Source organism: Streptomyces sp. NPDC059524 (genome assembly GCF_042749255.1).
Classification (GTDB): Bacteria; Actinomycetota; Actinomycetes; order Streptomycetales; family Streptomycetaceae; genus Streptomyces; species Streptomyces xanthii.
In genome coordinates this window covers 6,201-23,192 of sequence record NZ_JBHYTK010000082.1, presented here as the reverse complement: position 1 = coordinate 23,192, position 16,992 = coordinate 6,201, and the positions used below count along the sequence as shown (strand labels likewise).

At 72.8% G+C, this 16,992-nt stretch carries 16 protein-coding genes; 9 read left to right on the top strand and 7 right to left on the bottom strand.

What is annotated here, in order from left to right:
• The first annotated feature begins 13 nt into the window (after nucleotides 1-13).
• Both ACFW9D_RS22570 and ACFW9D_RS22565 read left to right on the top strand, forming a co-directional pair.
• Nucleotides 14-1,096, top strand: coding sequence for a Zn-dependent alcohol dehydrogenase (locus tag ACFW9D_RS22570; protein ID WP_188339805.1), 1,083 nt, complete (start codon nucleotides 14-16; stop codon nucleotides 1,094-1,096).
• Nucleotides 1,097-1,247: 151 nt separating this feature from the next.
• On the top strand, nucleotides 1,248-2,594 hold the full coding sequence (locus ACFW9D_RS22565) for an MFS transporter (RefSeq protein WP_188339806.1): 1,347 nt from the start codon (nucleotides 1,248-1,250) through the stop codon (nucleotides 2,592-2,594).
• 12 nt (nucleotides 2,595-2,606) lie between these two features.
• On the opposite strand, the gene ACFW9D_RS22560 is transcribed toward ACFW9D_RS22565, so the two are convergent.
• The 4 genes from ACFW9D_RS22560 to ACFW9D_RS22545 form a co-directional block, all read right to left on the bottom strand.
• Nucleotides 2,607-3,569 (bottom strand): urea transporter, encoded by a 963-nt coding sequence (locus ACFW9D_RS22560; RefSeq protein ID WP_384624186.1) that lies wholly within the window; start codon nucleotides 3,567-3,569, stop codon nucleotides 2,607-2,609.
• A 118-nt stretch (nucleotides 3,570-3,687) separates the two neighbouring features.
• Nucleotides 3,688-4,596 (bottom strand): DMT family transporter, encoded by a 909-nt coding sequence (locus tag ACFW9D_RS22555; RefSeq protein ID WP_384624184.1) that lies wholly within the window; start codon nucleotides 4,594-4,596, stop codon nucleotides 3,688-3,690.
• A 199-nt stretch (nucleotides 4,597-4,795) separates the two neighbouring features.
• The gene (locus ACFW9D_RS22550) at nucleotides 4,796-5,509 is read right to left on the bottom strand and encodes an ArsR/SmtB family transcription factor (RefSeq protein WP_384624182.1); all 714 of its coding nucleotides are present in this window, start codon (nucleotides 5,507-5,509) and stop codon (nucleotides 4,796-4,798) included.
• Between the two features lie 43 nt (nucleotides 5,510-5,552).
• A complete protein-coding gene (locus ACFW9D_RS22545; protein ID WP_384624181.1) occupies nucleotides 5,553-6,203 on the bottom strand; it encodes a TetR/AcrR family transcriptional regulator in 651 nt (216 codons plus the stop codon).
• A gap of 78 nt (nucleotides 6,204-6,281) precedes the next feature.
• Between ACFW9D_RS22545 and ACFW9D_RS22540 the strand changes: the two genes are divergently transcribed.
• From ACFW9D_RS22540 to ACFW9D_RS22530, 3 genes are all read left to right on the top strand, one after another.
• On the top strand, nucleotides 6,282-7,433 hold the full coding sequence (locus ACFW9D_RS22540; protein WP_384624179.1) for an acyl-CoA dehydrogenase family protein: 1,152 nt from the start codon (nucleotides 6,282-6,284) through the stop codon (nucleotides 7,431-7,433).
• Nucleotides 7,434-7,511: 78 nt separating this feature from the next.
• Nucleotides 7,512-7,802, top strand: a complete 291-nt coding sequence (locus tag ACFW9D_RS22535) for a YiaA/YiaB family inner membrane protein (protein WP_262928318.1) — start codon at nucleotides 7,512-7,514, stop codon at nucleotides 7,800-7,802.
• Between the two features lie 85 nt (nucleotides 7,803-7,887).
• The gene (locus ACFW9D_RS22530) at nucleotides 7,888-8,523 is read left to right on the top strand and encodes a TetR/AcrR family transcriptional regulator (RefSeq protein WP_384624176.1); all 636 of its coding nucleotides are present in this window, start codon (nucleotides 7,888-7,890) and stop codon (nucleotides 8,521-8,523) included.
• A gap of 6 nt (nucleotides 8,524-8,529) precedes the next feature.
• Here the strand turns inward: ACFW9D_RS22530 and ACFW9D_RS22525 are convergent, their stop codons facing one another.
• Nucleotides 8,530-8,991 (bottom strand): MaoC family dehydratase, encoded by a 462-nt coding sequence (locus ACFW9D_RS22525; protein WP_384624175.1) that lies wholly within the window; start codon nucleotides 8,989-8,991, stop codon nucleotides 8,530-8,532.
• A gap of 92 nt (nucleotides 8,992-9,083) precedes the next feature.
• Here ACFW9D_RS22525 and soxR point away from each other — a divergent pair, with 92 nt between their 5' ends.
• Nucleotides 9,084-9,548, top strand: a complete 465-nt coding sequence (gene soxR, locus ACFW9D_RS22520; RefSeq protein WP_188339815.1) for a redox-sensitive transcriptional activator SoxR — start codon at nucleotides 9,084-9,086, stop codon at nucleotides 9,546-9,548.
• A gap of 18 nt (nucleotides 9,549-9,566) precedes the next feature.
• Here soxR and ACFW9D_RS22515 read toward each other — a convergent pair whose 3' ends face one another.
• Nucleotides 9,567-10,634, bottom strand: a complete 1,068-nt coding sequence (locus tag ACFW9D_RS22515; RefSeq protein ID WP_384624173.1) for an RNA ligase (ATP) — start codon at nucleotides 10,632-10,634, stop codon at nucleotides 9,567-9,569.
• Between the two features lie 145 nt (nucleotides 10,635-10,779).
• Between ACFW9D_RS22515 and ACFW9D_RS22510 the strand changes: the two genes are divergently transcribed.
• Complete coding sequence (locus ACFW9D_RS22510; protein ID WP_188339816.1) at nucleotides 10,780-11,283, top strand: hypothetical protein; 504 nt, start codon at nucleotides 10,780-10,782, stop codon at nucleotides 11,281-11,283.
• 64 nt (nucleotides 11,284-11,347) lie between these two features.
• Nucleotides 11,348-13,072, top strand: a complete 1,725-nt coding sequence (locus ACFW9D_RS22505) for an immunity 49 family protein (RefSeq protein WP_384624172.1) — start codon at nucleotides 11,348-11,350, stop codon at nucleotides 13,070-13,072.
• Between the two features lie 76 nt (nucleotides 13,073-13,148).
• Here ACFW9D_RS22505 and ACFW9D_RS22500 read toward each other — a convergent pair whose 3' ends face one another.
• Nucleotides 13,149-13,751, bottom strand: a complete 603-nt coding sequence (locus ACFW9D_RS22500; RefSeq protein WP_188339818.1) for a hypothetical protein — start codon at nucleotides 13,749-13,751, stop codon at nucleotides 13,149-13,151.
• Between the two features lie 267 nt (nucleotides 13,752-14,018).
• On the opposite strand from ACFW9D_RS22500, the gene ACFW9D_RS22495 reads away from it, so the two are divergent.
• Complete coding sequence (locus tag ACFW9D_RS22495; RefSeq protein ID WP_384624170.1) at nucleotides 14,019-16,880, top strand: penicillin acylase family protein; 2,862 nt, start codon at nucleotides 14,019-14,021, stop codon at nucleotides 16,878-16,880.
• Nucleotides 16,881-16,992: the final 112 nt, after the last annotated feature.

Here is a 16,992-nt window from a genome sequence, read left to right as displayed (position 1 = left end):
AGCCGTACATCCCATGGTCCGCGCCGCTGTACTGCCCGCCGTCGGCTCCCCGCTGGAGATCACCGACATCGACCTGCCCGCACCCGGACCGGGCCAGGTCCGTGTCAGGCTGGCCGCCGCCGGGGTCTGCCACTCCGACCTGTCCCTGACCAACGGCACGATGCGCGTGCCGGTCCCCGCCGTCCTCGGCCACGAGGGCGCCGGCACCGTCGTCTCCGTCGGCGAGGGCGTCACCCACGTCGCGCCCGGCGACGGCGTCGTCCTCAACTGGGCGCCCTCGTGCGGCCGCTGCCACGCCTGCTCGCTCGGCGAGGTCTGGCTCTGCGCCGACGCGCTGACCGGCGCGGGCGACGTGTACGCGAAGAAGGCGTCCGACGGCAGCGATCTGCACCCCGGTCTGAACGTCGCCGCGTTCGCCGAGGAGACCGTCGTCGCCGCCCGCTGCGTGCTGCCCGTCCCCGACGGCGTCCCGCTCACCGACGCCGCCCTGCTCGGCTGCGCCGTCCTCACCGGCTACGGCGCCGTCCACCACGCCGCCCGCGTCCGCGAGGGCGAGACCGTCGCGGTTTACGGGGTCGGCGGCGTCGGCCTCGCCACTCTCCAGGCGGCGCGCATCGCGGGCGCCGCGAAGATCGTCGCCGTCGACGTCTCCCCGGAGAAGGAGGAGCTGGCCCGCCGCGCCGGCGCCACCGACTACGTCGTGGCCTCCGAGAACACCGCCCGCGAGATCCGCGCCCTCACCGGCAAGCAGGGCGTCGACGTGGCCGTGGAGTGCGTGGGCCGCGCCGTGACCATCCGTACCGCCTGGGAGTCGACGCGGCGCGGCGGGCGCACCGTCGTCGTCGGCATCGGCGGCAAGGACCAGCAGGTCACCTTCAACGCCCTGGAGCTCTTCCACTGGGGCCGCACCCTGTCCGGCTGCGTCTACGGCAACTCCGACCCGGCCGTGGACCTGCCCGTCCTCGCCGAGCACGTGCGCGCGGGCCGCCTCGACCTGAGCGCGCTGGTGACGGAGCACATCACCCTGGACGACATCCCGACGGCCTTCGACAACATGCTGGCGGGCAAGGGGGGCCGGGCCCTGGTCGTGTTCTGACCCGGACGAGCACTGCGCGAGCACCCCTGGGCGGCGTCGAGAAATTCGGCGCCGCCCAACCCGTTGACGCCATACCAGCCGGTCGGTACGGTCCCCGGAACGCGGCGCCGCGAACACCCGTCCCCCCGAACATCCCCCGGAGTGTGCCCGCATGGCCTCAGCCCCATCCGCTCGCCCCGGCACCACCCACCCCACGACGGACGAGGAGAGCCGCAACCGCCAGCGGCGCAGGGTCGCCACCGCGGCCTCCCTCGCCTCCGCCGTCGAGTGGTACGACTACTTCGTCTTCGGCATCGCCGCCGCCCTCGTCCTCGGCGACCTGTACTTCCCCTCCGGCAGCCCCACCGCCGGCGTACTGGCCTCCTTCGCGACGTTCGCCGTCGGCTTCCTCGCCCGCCCCATCGGCGGCATCATCGCCGGCAACCTCGGCGACAAGCGCGGCCGCAAGCCCATGCTGGTCCTCGCCCTGACGCTGATGGGCCTGTCCACGACGTGCATCGGACTGCTCCCCACGTACGACACCGTCGGCGTCGCCGCACCGATCCTGCTGGTCCTGCTGCGCGTCGTGCAGGGCATCGCGGTCGGCGCGCAGTGGGGCGGCGCGATGCTCATGGCCACCGAGTACGCGCCCGAGAACAAGCGCGGCCTGTACGGCAGCCTCGTCCAGCTCGGCGTGCCCATCGGCGTGATCACCGCCAACACGGTGTTCCTCGTCGCGGGCGCCGTCACCTCCGACGCCGCGTTCGCCGCCTGGGGCTGGCGCGTGCCGTTCCTGGTCGGCCTGCTGGTCCTGGCGCTCGCCTTCTACATCCACACCCGGGTCGAGGAGACCCCCGAGTTCAAGGAGGCCGAGCGCAAGCTCGCCGAGGACGAGAAGGCGAAGGCGTCGGCGCAGTCCCCGCTGCGTACGGTCCTGCGCCGGCACCTCGGCACCGTGTTCCTCGCGGGCGGCTCGTTCGCCGTGAACACGGCGACGTTCTACATCCTGATCACCGGGGTCCTCGACTACACGACCCGTGAGCTGGGCATGAAGCGCGAGGCCGTCCTCACCGTCTCGCTCTGCGTCAGCCTCACCCAGCTCGTCCTGATCCCCGCCGCCGCGGCCCTGTCCGACCGGATCGGCCGCATCCGCATCTACGCCCTCGGCGCGGCCGGACTCGCGGTGTGGGCGGTGCCGATGTTCCTGCTGATCGACACCGGCTCGCTGCTCTGGCTCGCGGTCGGCACCTTCGTCACGAGCTGCTTCCTCAGCATCATGTACGGGCCCCAGGCCGCCCTGTTCGCCGAGCTGTTCACGCCCGAGATGCGCTACACCGGCGCCTCGCTGGGCTACCAGATCGCGGCCGTGCTCGGCGGCGGCCTCGCCCCGTTCGTGATGGTGCTGCTCCTGGAGGCGAGCGGCACCTCGCTCGCGGTGTCCGCCTACATCATCGGCCTGGCCGTGATCGCCCTGGCCTCCATCAAGGTCCTCGCGGGCCGGGCGGCGGACCGCCCCTGACCCGCGCTCACCTCACGCCCCTGGATCCGGGCCCGCCTGCGCCGGGGCGGGCCCGGATCCACGCTCGGTCAGCGTCGGGAAGGACCGCGCCGCCGCCAGGAACGCCAGCGTCGTCAGCACGAACGGCCAGGTCAGCGCGTGCCCGCCGGCCGGCGCCGCGAGCGCCCCGAGCGCCGGGGCGAACGCCGTCGAGGCGGCGGCCCCCGCCAGCGCGTAGACCAGCGTGCGCGGCCCGAACTCCAGGAACACCCCGCCCAGCGCGAGCGCCACCAGGATCGCGTTGTACCCGGACGTGCCCTCGGCGAGCCGCTCGGCGGGCGTGCCCAGCAGCCCCGCCGTCACCATGCCCACGAGGTTGCCGAGCGCGGCGACCCCGGCCACCCGCGGTCCCGCCGCGAGCAGCCCCGCGAAGACGAACGCCCCCACGTACCACTGCGGCATCAGGAAGATCTGGCCGAAACCGGCGAGGAACCCCTGCGCCAGCTCGGCCGGGCCCGGACCCTTCGCGCCGAGCTCCACCGGGCCCGGCAGCGCGGCGAGTCCGCCCCCGGTCCACACCCGGGGGAACGCGGGGGCGGCCAGCGCCACGGCGCTCGCCACCGCGCAGAACGGCAGGGTCAGCGCGGGCAGTCCCCACGCGTCCAGGGCCCGTCCCGCCGCGGCGGTCACCACGGTCACGACGGCGCACCCGAGCAGCGCGACCAGCACGGTCGCCGGGCGCTCCGGGCGCAGGAACACGGCACAGCTCACGCCCACCAGGCAGGAGTTGAAGCCCTCCAGGCCCTGGGTGACCCGCTCCCGCTCGACCCCGAGCAGGGCGGCGATCGCCGTGCCGACGACGGCTCCGCCGAGCCCGTACAGCCCGTACTCCCATCCGGCGGCGAACAGCGCCACGACGAACAGGGCTCCGGTCAGCGCGCGCGGTACGAAGGTCACCTGACCCAGTCCCCGCAGCACCCGCAGTGCGAACTGCATGCAATCCGAAACCCGACTACGCCCCGATTCGGGGTGAATTGCGGCGTCCACCACGCCTGCCATGTGCCGCTCCCGCGTGACGACCATGTTGCCCAAGTCCGGCGGAGGGACTGTACAGCTACTTCTGGGACGTGGCGGGCGCGGGGGCCGATTTCACCGCGTTCCGGGGCCGGGAACGCGCCACCGCCACCCCGGCCAGGCACAACGCCCCGCCGCCGAGCGTCACCGGACCCGGCACCTCGTCGAGCGCCGCCCACGACATCAGCACCACGAGGGCGGGCACCGCGTACGTCGTCGCGCCCATCCTGCTCGCGGTCGTACGGGCCAGCGCGTACGCCCACGTCGTGAAGGCCAGCGCGGTCGGGAACACGCCCAGATACAGCATGCCGAGGGTGGCCCCGGCGGGCGCCCGGGCCGCGTCGTGCACCAGCTGTCCGGTGAACGGCAGGCACGCCACCGCCCCGATCAGACAGCCGAACGTCGTCACCTGCAGTGCGCTGGCGTGTCCGAGCGCGGGCTTCTGCGCGACGACACCGCAGGCGTAGCCGACCGCCGCGATCAGACACAGGCCGACCCCGAGCACAGAGGCGCGGCCCTCACCGGACAGGGACAGACCGACGGCCACGGCGCCCGCGAACGACACCGCCATCCCCGCGAGCAGCCGGGGCGGCAGCGGGTCGCCGAGGAACCGGGAGGAGAGCAGCGCGACGAGGATCGGGCCGATGTTCACGACGAGCGCGGCCGTACCCGCGTCGACCTGCTGCTCGCCCCAGTTGAGGGCGACCATGTACACCCCGAACCAGAGCACGCCCGACACGGCGATCCCGCGCCAGGCGCTGCGCGGGGGCAGGCCTTCGCGCCGGGCCGCGCAGATGACGCCGAGCACGGCGGCGCCGGCCAGCAGCCGTCCCAGGGCGAGGGCGCCCGGGGAGTAGTGCGCGCCGGCGCTCCGGATCCCGACGAAGGCGGAGGCCCACAGGACGACGGTGACCACGGCTGCCGCCGGCCCGGATCGCAGGGTTCTCATGGTGGGGTGACTCCTTTGTTCGTGGGTGGTGGTCGGTGCGTGGGCGAGTGCGGGTCGGAGGGGGCTGGCCGCGCCTTCCCTCGATGAAAGGCGCCCGGCACCTTGATCGGGGAAATGCGGCGCGCAGCGCCTGCATGTCAGGGGCGCGGGGAACTGCGCGAGAAGCCCCACCGGCCCGCAGACGAAGAACGGGCGGGTGTCAATCCAGCGTGGGTAGTTCCAGCTCCGTGCGGAGCGCCTCGGTTCCGGCGGGCGTCAGCCGAACCGCCCGCCCCGAACCGAAGCGCTCGGCCCAGCCGGATTCCAGCACGTGAGAGCAGAGCGCCGCCCCCGCCGCCCCCGCGAGATGAGGCCGCCGCTCGGTCCAGTCCAGACACCCCCGTACGAGCGGCCGCCGCCCACCCCCCGCCCCGAGTGCGATGCCCAGCGACCGGAACCACCCGAACCCCGCCTCCGTCAGCGAGAACCCGGAGTCGACCCGCAGCAGCCCCCGCCCGGCCATCGCCTCGGTCACCGACACCCCGAGCCGCCCCGCGAGATGGTCGTAACAGGTCCGCCCGCGCGCCAGCGCGTCCCGCACGGAAGCGGCCCGCAGCGACCGGGACCGCGGCTCGCCCCCGCCTGGCACCGCGTAGGCGGCGAGGCCCTCGACGAGCTCGGCGACCCGCGCGTCGGCGAGCCGTACGTACCGGTGCCTGCCCTGCCGCTCCTCGGCGAGCAGCCCGCCCGCGACGAGCCGGCCGAGATGCTCGCTCGCGGTGGACGGGGCGACGCCCGCGTGCCGCGCGAGCTCACCCGCCGTCCAGGCCCGCCCGTCGAGCAGCGCGAGCAGGAACGAGGCCCGCGTCTCGTCGGCGAACAGCGCGGCGAGCGCCGCGAGTCGGGGGGCGCCGGGTTCCTGGGAAGCAGCCATGACCCAAGGATGGGCCCGCGACGGTTCGGCCGTCGCCGCAATATCAGGGAGCGGCCGCCGCCACCTGCGCGTACTGCACGGCAAGACCGTCGAGCAGCGCCGCGAGCCCCGTCTCGAAGGCCCGCTCGTCGACCTGTTCCTGCCGCTCCGCGAGGAGATGGGCCTGGCCGAGGTGCGGATAGTCGGCCGGGTCGTACGCCGCCTCGTCGTCGACGAAGCCGCCCGCGAACGAGCCGAGCGCCGAACCCATCACGAAGTACCGCATCAGGGCGCCGATGGAGGTGGCCTGCGCGGGCGGCCACCCGGCGTCGACCATCGCGCCGAACACCGCGTCGGCGAGCCGCAGCCCGGCCGGACGGCGGCCGGGGCCCTGCGCCATCACCGGCACGATGTTCGGGTGCTCGCGCAGCGCGGCCCGGTAGGAGACGGCCCAGTCGTGCAGCGCCGTCCGCCAGTCCCGCTCGTCCGCGGCGTCGAACATCGACAGGTCGACCTGCGCGCTCACCGAGTCGGCGACGGCCCCGAGGATCTGGTCCTTCGTGCGGAAGTGGTTGTAGAGCGACGGTCCGCTGACCCCGAGCTCGGCGGCGAGCCGGCGGGTGGAGACGGCGGCGAGGCCCTCGGCGTCGACGAGGGCACGGGCCGCGTCGACGATGCGGTCGGTGCTCAGCAGGGGCTTGCGCGGTCGGGCCATGCGGCACATAGTAGGGCTGACAGCGAAAAACTAGCAGTGCTAATTTATTGGTGCTGGCGCACACCTGGGAGTCGGGCCGTGGATCTGGAGCTGAGCGAGGAGCAGGCGGCCGTACGCCGGCTCGCCAAGGATTTCGTCGACCGCGAGATCGCGCCGAACGTCGTGGCCTGGGACCGCGCCGAGGAGGTCGACCGCGGCATCGTCAAGAAGCTCGGCGAGGTCGGCTTCCTGGGCCTGACCATCGACGAGGAGTACGGCGGCTCGGGCGGCGACCACCTCGCGTACTGCCTGGTCACCGAGGAACTCGGCCGCGGCGACTCCTCGGTGCGCGGCATCGTCTCGGTCTCCCTCGGCCTGGTCTCCAAGACGATCCGGTCCTACGGCACCGAGGAGCAGAAGCGGGCCTGGCTGCCCCGGCTCACCGCGGGCGAGGCCCTCGGCTGCTTCGGCCTCACCGAGCCCGGCACCGGCTCCGACGCGGGGAACCTGACGACCCGGGCCGTGCGCGACGGCGACGACTACGTGATCAACGGCTCCAAGATGTTCATCACGAACGGCACCTGGGCCGACGTCGTCCTGCTCTTCGCCCGCTCCACCGACGCCCCCGGACACAAGGGCGTCAGCGCCTTCCTCGTCCCCACCGACACCCCCGGCCTGACCCGCCGCACCATCCACGGCAAGCTCGGACTGCGCGGCCAGGCCACCGCCGAGCTGGTCCTGGAGGACGTCCGTGTCCCCGCCTCGGCGCTGCTCGGCCCCGAGGGCAAGGGCTTCTCCATCGCCATGTCCGCGCTCGCCAAGGGCCGCATGTCGGTGGCCGCCGGCTGCGTCGGCATCGCCCAGGCGGCCCTCGACGCCGCCGTCGGGTACGCGGGCGAGCGCGAACAGTTCGGCAAGTCCATCGCCTCGTACCAGCTGGTGCAGGAGCTGATCAGCGACATCGCGGTCGACGTCGACGCGGCCCGGCTGCTCACCTGGCGCGTGGCCGACCTCATCGACCGGGGCGAGGACTTCGCGACCGCCGCCTCCAAGGCGAAGCTCTACGCCTCCGAGGCCGCCGTGCGCTGCGCGAACAACGCCCTCCAGGTCTTCGGCGGCTACGGCTACATCGACGAGTACCCGGTCGGCAAGCTGCTGCGCGACGCCCGCGTCATGACCCTGTACGAGGGCACCAGCCAGATCCAGAAGCTGATCATCGGCCGCGCGCTCACGGGCGTCTCCGCGTTCTGAGTACGCCGAGTACCTAGGCGCCGAGCTGAGTACGGGAGCGGATGTGACGGCAGCCACATCCGCTCCATGCTGTCCCGCATGAGTGAGACAACGGTCAAGCAGCGCAACACCACCGCCTACTACGGCCAGGCCGTCGCGTCCTTCGCCGTCGCTCTCGGGGCGACCGGCATCGGCATCTACAGCCTCGACGCGAGCGGCTGGGTGCGGGCCTTCCTGGCGATCGCGGTCCTGTACCTCACGACCTCGGCGTTCACCCTGGCCAAGGTCGTCCGGGACCGGCAGGAGGCCGACCAGTTGGTCAGCCGCGTCGACCAGGCCCGCCTCGACAAGATCCTCGCCGAGCACGATCCCTTCAAGCCGGTCGTCTGATCCGGACCCCGCAGGGCCTAAGCGCTCGCTCACCGTGGCAGGTAAGGTGAGCCCTCCACACCCCACGGGAGGAGCGAGCGCAGCGATGACGCACGACGAGCGGACCGACACCCAGGCCGCGGACGGGATGCCGTGGGGCGAGGTCACCCCGGACGCGGCGCGGCGACTCCTGGTCGCCGCCGTCGAGGCCTTCGCGGAGCGCGGCTACCACGCCACGACGACCCGCGACATCGCGAGCCGCGCCGGCATGAGCCCGGCCGCGCTCTACATCCACTACAAGACCAAGGAGGAGCTCCTCCTCCGCATCAGCCGCATCGGCCACGAGAAGGCGCTCGAGGTGCTGCGCTCCGCCGCCGACGCGGACGGCACCGCCGCCGAGCGGCTCGCCGAGGCGGTCCGCTCCTTCGTGCGCTGGCACGCGGGTCACCACATGACGGCCCGCGTCGTCCAGTACGAGCTGGACTCGCTCGGCGAGGAGCACCGGCCGGAGATCGTGGACCTGCGCCGGCGCAGCGACGCCACGGTGCGCGAGATCATCGCGGACGGCGTGGCCTCCGGCGAGTTCGACGTCCCGGACGTGTCCGGCACGACCGTCGCGATCCTCTCGCTCTGCATCGACGTGGCCCGCTGGTTCAACGAGCAGGGGCGGCGCACGCCCGACGAGGTCGGCGCGCTCTACGCCGACCTCGTGCTCAGGATGGTGGGGGCCGCCCCGCGGTAGGGCCGCTCAGAGGTAGTAGCGGGACACCGACTCGGCGACGCAGACCGGCTTGTCGCCGCCCTCGCGCTCCACGGTGAAGGCCACCGACACCTGGACGCCGCCCGCCACGTCCTCCACGTTCGTGATCGTCGCGCTCGCGCGCAGCCGCGAGCCGACGGGGACCGGGGCGGGGAAGCGCACCTTGTTCGTCCCGTAGTTGACGCCCATCTTCATGTCCTCGACCGTGATCAGCTGCGGGCCGAACAGCGGCAGCAGCGACAGGGTCAGATACCCGTGGGCGATGGTCGTGCCGAACGGGCCGTCCTTCGCCCGCTCCGGGTCGACGTGGATCCACTGGTGATCACCCGTGGCGTCGGCGAACTGATTGATCCGCTCCTGCGTGATCTCGGCCCAGTCGCTGTACCCGAGCTGCTCGCCCACGGCGCCCTTCAGCTCGTCGGCACTCTTGAAAACCCGCGGCTCCGCCATGTTCAGTGGCCTCCGTGTCCGTATGTCTAAGCGCTTGCTCAGTCTTCTCGGCATGCTAACAACGTCCACGGCCGAGGACTAGGCTCGGGCGGGTGCCTCAGATTCCGGAGAAGATCCACGAGCTCACCGTCGGCCAGCTCTCGGCCCGCAGCGGCGCCGCCGTGTCCGCCCTGCACTTCTACGAGTCCAAGGGCCTGATCAACAGCCGCCGCACCTCCGGCAACCAGCGCCGCTACTGCCGTGACACCCTGCGCCGCGTCGCCTTCATCCGCGCCGCCCAGCGCGTCGGCATCCCGCTCGCCACGATCCGCGACGCGCTCGCCGAGCTCCCCGAGGAGCGCACCCCGACCAAGGAGGACTGGGCGCGCCTCTCGGAGGCCTGGCGGGCCGAGCTGGACGAGCGGCTGAAGCAGCTCAACCGGCTGCGCGACCACCTGACCGACTGCATCGGCTGCGGCTGCCTCTCCCTGGACACCTGCGTCCTGTCCAACCCGGACGACGTCTTCGGCGACCGCCTCACCGGCTCCCGGCTGCTCGGCGAACGCCGGGCCTCCTGAGCGCGGCCCGCGCGGCCGTCACTCGTACTCGGTGCCGCCCTTGCGGGTCAGGTACGCCGGGCTGACCGCCTTGACGATCGCCCGCCCGCCGGTCACCGGGCTGTGCCGCTCGACCGCCGGGCGCACCACGACGCCCTCCCGCAGGTGCAGCCCGCGCCCGGACACCGTCTCCCGGCCCTCGGCCAGCTCCAGGACCCGATCGAGGTCGAAGGGGCCGGCGAACAGCCGCGGCACCAGCGGCAGTTCACCGGCCAGCAGCGCCTCGGCGTCCAGCCAGCGCACCTGCCCGCCGATCTCGGCGGACACGTCGAACACCGCGTAGCCGAGCGTGTCCCGGCGCCCGTCCGCCCCGTACGACAGGTCCTGCACACCCTCCCCGTACACCTCGCCGAAGATCCCGACGCGGGTGGCCCCGAGCCGCCCTGCGAGCCGGGCCGCGGCCTCGGCCACCGCGTGGCCGCGCACCGCGCGCCAGTACAGATTGCGCGGATCCTCGGCCAGGGCCAGCGATTTCGCGCCGAACCCCTTCGAGGAGACCCGCACCCGGCCGTCGTCCGCGCAGTACGTGACCAGACAGGCCGTGCCGTGCAGCTTCTCGGTGACGACGACGGGCTCGCCGGGCGCGAACACGTCGGGGTGGCGGCGTATGTTCTCGATGTCCGTCCAGGGCAGCAGCTCGGGCGCGGACTCCACGTCGCCGTTCATCGTCGGCGGGACCGGCGGCACCCACTTCGTCACCCCGAGCCGCTCCGCGAAGTCCGTGCCCGCCGCGGCGGCCGCCGCCAGGTCCACCGCCGCGAGCGCCGCGGGCCGGCACACGATGCCCTGCGACAGCTCCCCGCGCAGCCGTACGGCCTTGACCCGGTCCGCGTTCCCGCCCGCGAGACGCCCGGTCAGACCCAGCTCCTCGATCAGCGCCGCGGGCAGCACCGACTGCTCCGGCAGATACACGGCGAACTCGCCCGTGCGGTAGGCGCCCTTGGCGACGACGGCCCGGTACAGGCCCACCTGGGCCAGTTCGAGCGCGTCGGCGTTCGGATGCGGATGGACGGTCAGGGGTTCGGCGGTGACGCGCAGCGTCGACATGACACGGGGCTCCTCGTTCTCGTGCTCGGGACGGAGGGCCCCGAGCGGGCCCTCCGGGACCGACTGTGCCGACCGAAAACCCCCTGGAGCGACGGGATTTCCCCCTGTTACGGTCGCCGGTCCGACGACAAGGGAGTGGTTGGCCATGCCCCTCGCGATCTGCTCGCTCAAGTACGACGCGGCCCGGTCGGGGACCCAGAAGATCACGTACGACAAGGACGGCTACCACCTCGTGCGCTTCCCCTACGCGGCGGCCGAGGAGTCCTACGACCCCTGGAAGATGCACGACCCGGCCGGCGGCCCCGGCTACCCCGACCCGCACTCCGGCCTGATCCGGCCGAGCCACGACGGGTGGGCCACCCTGTCCGCGCTGGTCTTCTGGAAGGCCGACGACCGCGCCACCGAGTACCGGGCCCGCTTCGTCCGCGACCCGCTGGGCGAGTCCACCGGCTACGACTCGACCGGCACCACGGACATCTCCGCCACCGGCGGCGGCCAGTACCGCACGTACACCTGGCAGATGTTCGTACACCCGGGCACCCCGGTCGGCCTCAAGATCAGCGCCCGCGCGTCGGACACCGGGATCGCCGTCCCGTTGACCCTCGCCGAGTTCAAGATGGCGATACAGACGGACGTCATCGTGCCCTGACGCGTCAACTCCGGTTCCTGGCCGAGTCCGACGTGCCGGCGGCGCGCCTCGTAGAGTCGACCCCGTGACACCACACGACACGCCTGACGCTCATCTGCCCGTGCTCACCACCGCGCAGGCCGACCGCCTGCGCGGCCTCGTCGCCGCCGCCCTGGAGCGGCGGCACGGGACGCCGCCCGCCTTCGAAGGGGACACCGCGGCGGTCGCCGGACACCGCCACCCGCTGACGAACCTGGCGCAGCGCTGCCGCGTCACGCCCGAGGAGGCCTGGCCCGAGCTGGTCGAGCAGCAGTTCGCGCAGCTCGCCGAGGCGTCGCAGGGCGGAGAGAGCGCCGAGGAGCTGCTCGCCGGCACCCGCATGCGCCTCGTGGCGCCCGGCGCCGTACCCGCCGACGGAGCAGGGCAGTTCAGCTACATGCGCGCCGTGGCCCCCGGCCTGAACCTCGCGCTCGCCCTCGACGCCCCGACCACTGTGCGCCTGCTGAACGACCATGACGTGGCCCGGGCCGGCGACCTCGACGCGCTGTGGGAGGCCGCGGGCCGCAACCTGTCGCGCGAGCCGTTCCGCCACGAGGAGGTGCGGCTCGACGGGCACCCCGTCCTGCACTCGGTCTACGGGGACTCGGTGTTCGTCGCGAGCAAGGCGCTGCTCCTGCCCGAACTCGCCGCCGAGGTCACCGGCCGGCGGCTGCCCGGCGCGGGCGCCCTCGTCGTCGCGCCCACCCGGCACCTGCTCGCCTTCCACCCGATCACCGACGGCAGCGCCGTCGACGCCGTCAACGACCTGGCCACGTACGCCGTCCGCGCCCACGACGAGGGCCCCGGATCGCTGTCGCCGCGCGTGTACTGGTGGCACGAGGGCCGGCTCACCTCGCTCACCGTCATCGACGACGAGCGGCAGACCATCAGCCAGCAGCCCCCGGCCGAACTCGTCGACATCCTGCGGCTGCTGCGCGGCCTGGACCGCGCCGGACGGCTCGTCGGTACGGCCCGCCCCGTCGACGTGCCCGCCCTCACCGCGTCGCTCGCCGCCTCGATCGACGCGCTCGACGCCGCACCGGACGGACTGCCCGACGCGTTCACCGACGCGGTGCTCCTCGCGCAGGCGAGCGCCGAGGCCGATCCCGACGCCGACCGCGTCGAGACCTGGGACGCGTGGGTCGCCGCACTCCAGCTGGGCACCGCCCTGTTCACCGAGACCAAGGCCGTGACGCTGATGCTCGGCGACACCGAGCACACCGTCCCCGCCACCGGCACCGAGGTCCGCGGCGACGCCCGCGCCTGGCTCGACGCCTTCTACCTCACCCTCGTCACCCGCGAACGCGACCGCACCACGCGGCTGTGCGAGGTGCCGCTCGACACGCTGCGCGCCGCGGGGCCCGCCGACGACTACGTCCTGCACTGGATCGACACGCTGCAGAGCCACTGGCTGCGCCGCCCCACGGACGACGTCGTCACCAAGCTCGTCACCACGATGGAGACCTCGCACCCCGAGGCGTCGACGCGCACCCCGAAGGACTTCCTGGACCTCGTCGACTACCAGCCCGTCGCCCTGTTCCACCGGCTGCTCACGCAGGACCACGAGGCCTTCGGCAAGGCGCTCACCGAGGCGCTCGGCCATCACGCCCGGTACTGGGGCGACTCGGCGGCGCCGGGCGCCCGTGTGGCCCTCGGCCCGCTGGCCCTCGCCTGTCTCGCCCACGACATGGACTTCCCGCTCGACATGGACCAGCCGTACCTGCCGAAGTATCTGCTCGGCCGGCAGCGCCTCGAACACATCCCGGGCTGAACTCCCGTCCGCAGCCGCCGAATCCGGGGGTGCGCCTCGATGGGGCCGCACCCCCGCCGCGCCGTGCGGACCGGGTCTACGCCGAGACCAGCATCCGGGAGCGCCTGGCCTCCGCGAGGGCCGTCGCGGTGAGCACCGGGCGCGGGACGACGATGCCGCAGTGCGTGCACACCGGTCCCGAGGACGGCTCGTGCGCCAGGTCGTGCTTCCAGACCAGGCCGTCGTCCGCGCAGACCGGGCAGGCGCGGCCCGGCTCCCGCTCCAGCGCGGAGATCAGCCGGCGCAGCACGTCGGCCAGCGGCTCGTCCGGGTGGACGGCCGGGTCGTCGCACCAGGCGACCCCGAAGCCGCCCCAGGTCAGCCGGTGCCAGTCGTCCGTGCTGCCCGGCCGGCGCAGCCCGTCGTGCTTCTCCTTGCGCCGCCGCTCGGCGAAGTCGTCCTCGTACGCGAGCCACACGGCCCGCGCCTCCTCCAGCTCCTCCAGGGCCGCGACCAGGCGGGCCGGGTCGGGGGAGCGGTCCTCGGGACCGAAGCCGGCCCGGGAGCACAGATGGTCCCAGGTCGCCCGGTGTCCGTAAGGAGCGAACCTCTCCAGGCACTTGCGCAGTGAGTACCGCCGCAGTGCCAGATCGTTGCGCGCGTCGCGCACCTGTCTTGCCAGACTCCGGAATCCGGCCATCGCCCTGCACCTCCGTCACACGTACGTCGGCGTCGCCGCAGCCATGAAGCGACGTTGCCGAGTAGACGTATCGACACGCGATTCGGATCCCTCCTCGGGGCGCCGGTATCCATCCGATTCCGGATGGATGCCATCGGCGGCACCTCGTGGGTCTGGGGAGTCTCTCTGTGATCCCTGTGGCGATCCTGAAAACGTGACGCATGTTCATCTTCTTCGGTCGGTCTACCGCCGGTAACTTCCGGCTCACCATCGTCGGGAGGACCAGGCATGCGAGGACGCACCCCACGCACCACCCCGCGCAGGAGGGCCCGTGGCCCCCTGCGGAGACTTACGGCCGCCGCGGCGCTCGTGCTCACCGCGGGGCTGCTGTCCCCGCACGCGACGGCCGCCGCGGACGAACCCGCCCCCGCGGCCGACTACTGCGCGGGCCAGTGCGCGGACATCCTGCCGCCCGGGGCGAACGGCAGCGCGACGCTCGTCGAGATCCTCGGCAACAAGCTGTTCGGAACCCAGCCCGCGCACGCCGACGATCAGCTCGGTCCCTACGACGCGCTGTCGTCCGGATATCCGTCGCTCACGGACGACACGCTCTCCCAGTTCTTCAACGACTCCTCCTTCGGGGTCCCGAATGGTCAGGTCGGTTCGGTCACGCGTCCCCGGGAGGACGTGACCATCACCCGTGACAAGAAGAACGGCGTACCCCACGTCAAAGGTTCCACGCGCTACGGAACCGAGTTCGGCGCCGGCTACGCCGCAGGTCAGGACCGCCTCTGGCTCATCGACCTGTTCCGCCACATCGGCCGCGGCGAGCTGACCTCCTTCGCCGGCGGCGCCCTCGCGAACCAGGGACTCGAGCAGGAGTTCTGGCCGCAGGCCCCCTACACCGAGGACGATCTCCAGAAGCAGGTCGACTGGATCAGGACGGAGGGCGGGGCACGCGGCGCCCAGGCCATGAAGGACGCCCAGGCCTACATCGACGGGCTCAACGCCTACCGCGAGAAGGCCAAGAAGGGGCGCTACTTCCCTGGCGAGTACGTGCTCACCGGCAAGATCGACGCGATCACCAACATCGGCGAGATCCAGCCGTTCAAGGTGACCGACATGATCGCCCTGGCCTCCGTGGTCGGCGGACTGTTCGGCAACGGCGGCGGGGGAGAGGTCGACGCGGCCCTCTCGCTGCTCGCCGCCCAGCAGAAGTACGGCGTCGAGAAGGGCACCGAGATCTGGGAGTCCTTCCGCGGGCGCGACGACCCGGAGACCGTCACCACCATCCACGACGGCACCCGCTTCCCCTACGGGGCCAAGCCCGCGAAGGCGCGCGGCCAGGCCCTGCCCGACGCCGGATCCGTCGACCGCGAACCCCTCGTGTACGACCGCACCGGCTCGGCCGCCACCGCCGCGCGCTCCGGCGCTGTCACCCGGGACCCGGTGAAGGCGCCCGCCCGCCTCAAGCCCCTCCAGGGCATGTACGACGACGGCGTGCTCCCCGAGGACATGTTCCGCGACTCCGCCTCCAAGAAGGGCATGTCGAACGCCCTCCTCGTCTCCGGGAAGCACACCGCGTCCGGCCACCCGGTCGCCGTGTTCGGCCCGCAGACCGGCTACTTCGCACCGCAGCTGCTGATGATGCAGGAGCTCCAGGGCCCCGGCATCAGCGCCCGCGGCGTCTCCTTCGCCGGCGTCGGCATGTACATCCAGCTGGGCCGCGGCCAGGACTACGCCTGGTCCGCGACCTCCGCGGGACAGGACATCACCGACACCTACGCGGTGCCCCTGTGCGAGCCCGACGGCTCGGCGCCCACCAAGGCCTCGGCCTCCTACCTCTACCGGGGGACCTGCACCCCGATGGAGAAGCTGGAGCGGAAGAACGCCTGGAAGCCGACCGTCGCCGACTCCACCGCCGCCGGCAGCTACCGGATGCAGGTCTTCCGCACCCGGTACGGCGTGGTCACGCACCGCGCCACCGTCGACGGCAAGCCCGTCGCCTACACCGCGCTGCGCTCCACCTACCGCCACGAGGCCGACTCGATCATCGGCTTCCAGATGCTGAACGACCCGTCCTACGTCAAGGACGCCGCCTCCTTCCAGAAGGCGGCCCAGCACATCAGCTACGCCTTCAACTGGTTCTACGCGGACTCCCGGGACATCGCGTACTACAACAGCGGTGCCAACCCGGTGCGCGCCGAGAACGTCGACATGTCGCTGCCCGTGAAGGCGGAACAGGCCTACGAATGGCGGGACTTCGACCCGGCCGACAACACGTCCGCCCACACCCCGCCCGCCCAGCACCCGCACTCGGTGAACCAGGACTACTACATCTCCTGGAACAACAAGCAGGCCAAGGGCTTCGGCGCCGCCAACTTCAGCCTCGGCGCCGTGCACCGCGCCGACCTCCTCGACGGCCGGGTGAAGAAGCTCACCGCCCAGGGCGGCGTCACCCGCGCCTCCCTCACCCGGGCCATGGAGGAGGCGGCCGTCACCGACCTGCGCGGGGAGCAGGTCCTGCCCGAACTCCTGAAGGTGCTGAGGAGCGGGCCGATCACCGACCCGGCGCTCTCCAAGGCCGTGCAGCAGCTGGAGGCCTGGCGCAAGGGCGGGGCGCAGCGCAACCAGACCTCCGCCGGCTCGAAGGCGTACGCCCACCCGGACGCCGTCCGGATCATGGACGCGTGGTGGCCGCTCCTCGTGAAGGCCGCGTTCGAGCCGGGGCTCGGCGGCGACCTCTACCAGGCGCTCACCGGTCAGCTCGCCGTCGACGAGTCCCCGTCGGCCGGCCACGGACCGACCGGCTCGCACGCCGGATCCGCGTTCCAGTACGGCTGGTGGGGCTACGTCGACAAGGACCTGCGCGCGGTCCTCGGCGAGCCCGTGCAGGGCGCGCTGGGCAAGAGGTACTGCGGCGCCGGCGACCTGTCGTCCTGCCGTGACGCGCTCCTCGCCTCACTCGCCGCGGCGGTCGCGAAGCCCGCGACCGAGGTCTATCCCGGGGACGACACCTGCAAGGCGGGGGACCAGTGGTGCGCGGACACGATCGTGCACCGCGCCGTCGGCGGGATCTCCCACCGCTCGATGCAGTGGCAGAACCGGCCCACGTACCAGCAGGTCGTCGAGTTCCCGGCGCACCGGTGAGCTGAGCGGACCGCACACGGAAGCGGGGGGGGGGGGGGGGCGGCGCCCCCCCCCGGCCGCGGCCCGCCCCCGCCCCCCCGGCCCCCCCGCGGGCGCAGCGCGCCCCCGCCCC

What these genes read in the sequence shown, in the direction of transcription:
- ACFW9D_RS22570 (WP_188339805.1), top strand. Translation starts at nt 14, where the DNA reads ATGGTCCGCGCCGCTGTACTGCCCGCCGTCGGCTCCCCGCTGGAGATC.
- ACFW9D_RS22565 (WP_188339806.1), top strand. Translation starts at nt 1,248, where the DNA reads ATGGCCTCAGCCCCATCCGCTCGCCCCGGCACCACCCACCCCACGACG.
- ACFW9D_RS22560 (WP_384624186.1), bottom strand. Translation starts at nt 3,569, where the DNA reads ATGCAGTTCGCACTGCGGGTGCTGCGGGGACTGGGTCAGGTGACCTTC.
- ACFW9D_RS22555 (WP_384624184.1), bottom strand. Translation starts at nt 4,596, where the DNA reads ATGAGAACCCTGCGATCCGGGCCGGCGGCAGCCGTGGTCACCGTCGTC.
- ACFW9D_RS22550 (WP_384624182.1), bottom strand. Translation starts at nt 5,509, where the DNA reads ATGGCTGCTTCCCAGGAACCCGGCGCCCCCCGACTCGCGGCGCTCGCC.
- ACFW9D_RS22545 (WP_384624181.1), bottom strand. Translation starts at nt 6,203, where the DNA reads ATGGCCCGACCGCGCAAGCCCCTGCTGAGCACCGACCGCATCGTCGAC.
- ACFW9D_RS22535 (WP_262928318.1), top strand. Translation starts at nt 7,512, where the DNA reads ATGAGTGAGACAACGGTCAAGCAGCGCAACACCACCGCCTACTACGGC.
- ACFW9D_RS22530 (WP_384624176.1), top strand. Translation starts at nt 7,888, where the DNA reads ATGACGCACGACGAGCGGACCGACACCCAGGCCGCGGACGGGATGCCG.
- ACFW9D_RS22525 (WP_384624175.1), bottom strand. Translation starts at nt 8,991, where the DNA reads ATGGCGGAGCCGCGGGTTTTCAAGAGTGCCGACGAGCTGAAGGGCGCC.
- ACFW9D_RS22515 (WP_384624173.1), bottom strand. Translation starts at nt 10,634, where the DNA reads ATGTCGACGCTGCGCGTCACCGCCGAACCCCTGACCGTCCATCCGCAT.
- ACFW9D_RS22510 (WP_188339816.1), top strand. Translation starts at nt 10,780, where the DNA reads ATGCCCCTCGCGATCTGCTCGCTCAAGTACGACGCGGCCCGGTCGGGG.
- ACFW9D_RS22500 (WP_188339818.1), bottom strand. Translation starts at nt 13,751, where the DNA reads ATGGCCGGATTCCGGAGTCTGGCAAGACAGGTGCGCGACGCGCGCAAC.
- ACFW9D_RS22495 (WP_384624170.1), top strand. Translation starts at nt 14,019, where the DNA reads ATGCGAGGACGCACCCCACGCACCACCCCGCGCAGGAGGGCCCGTGGC.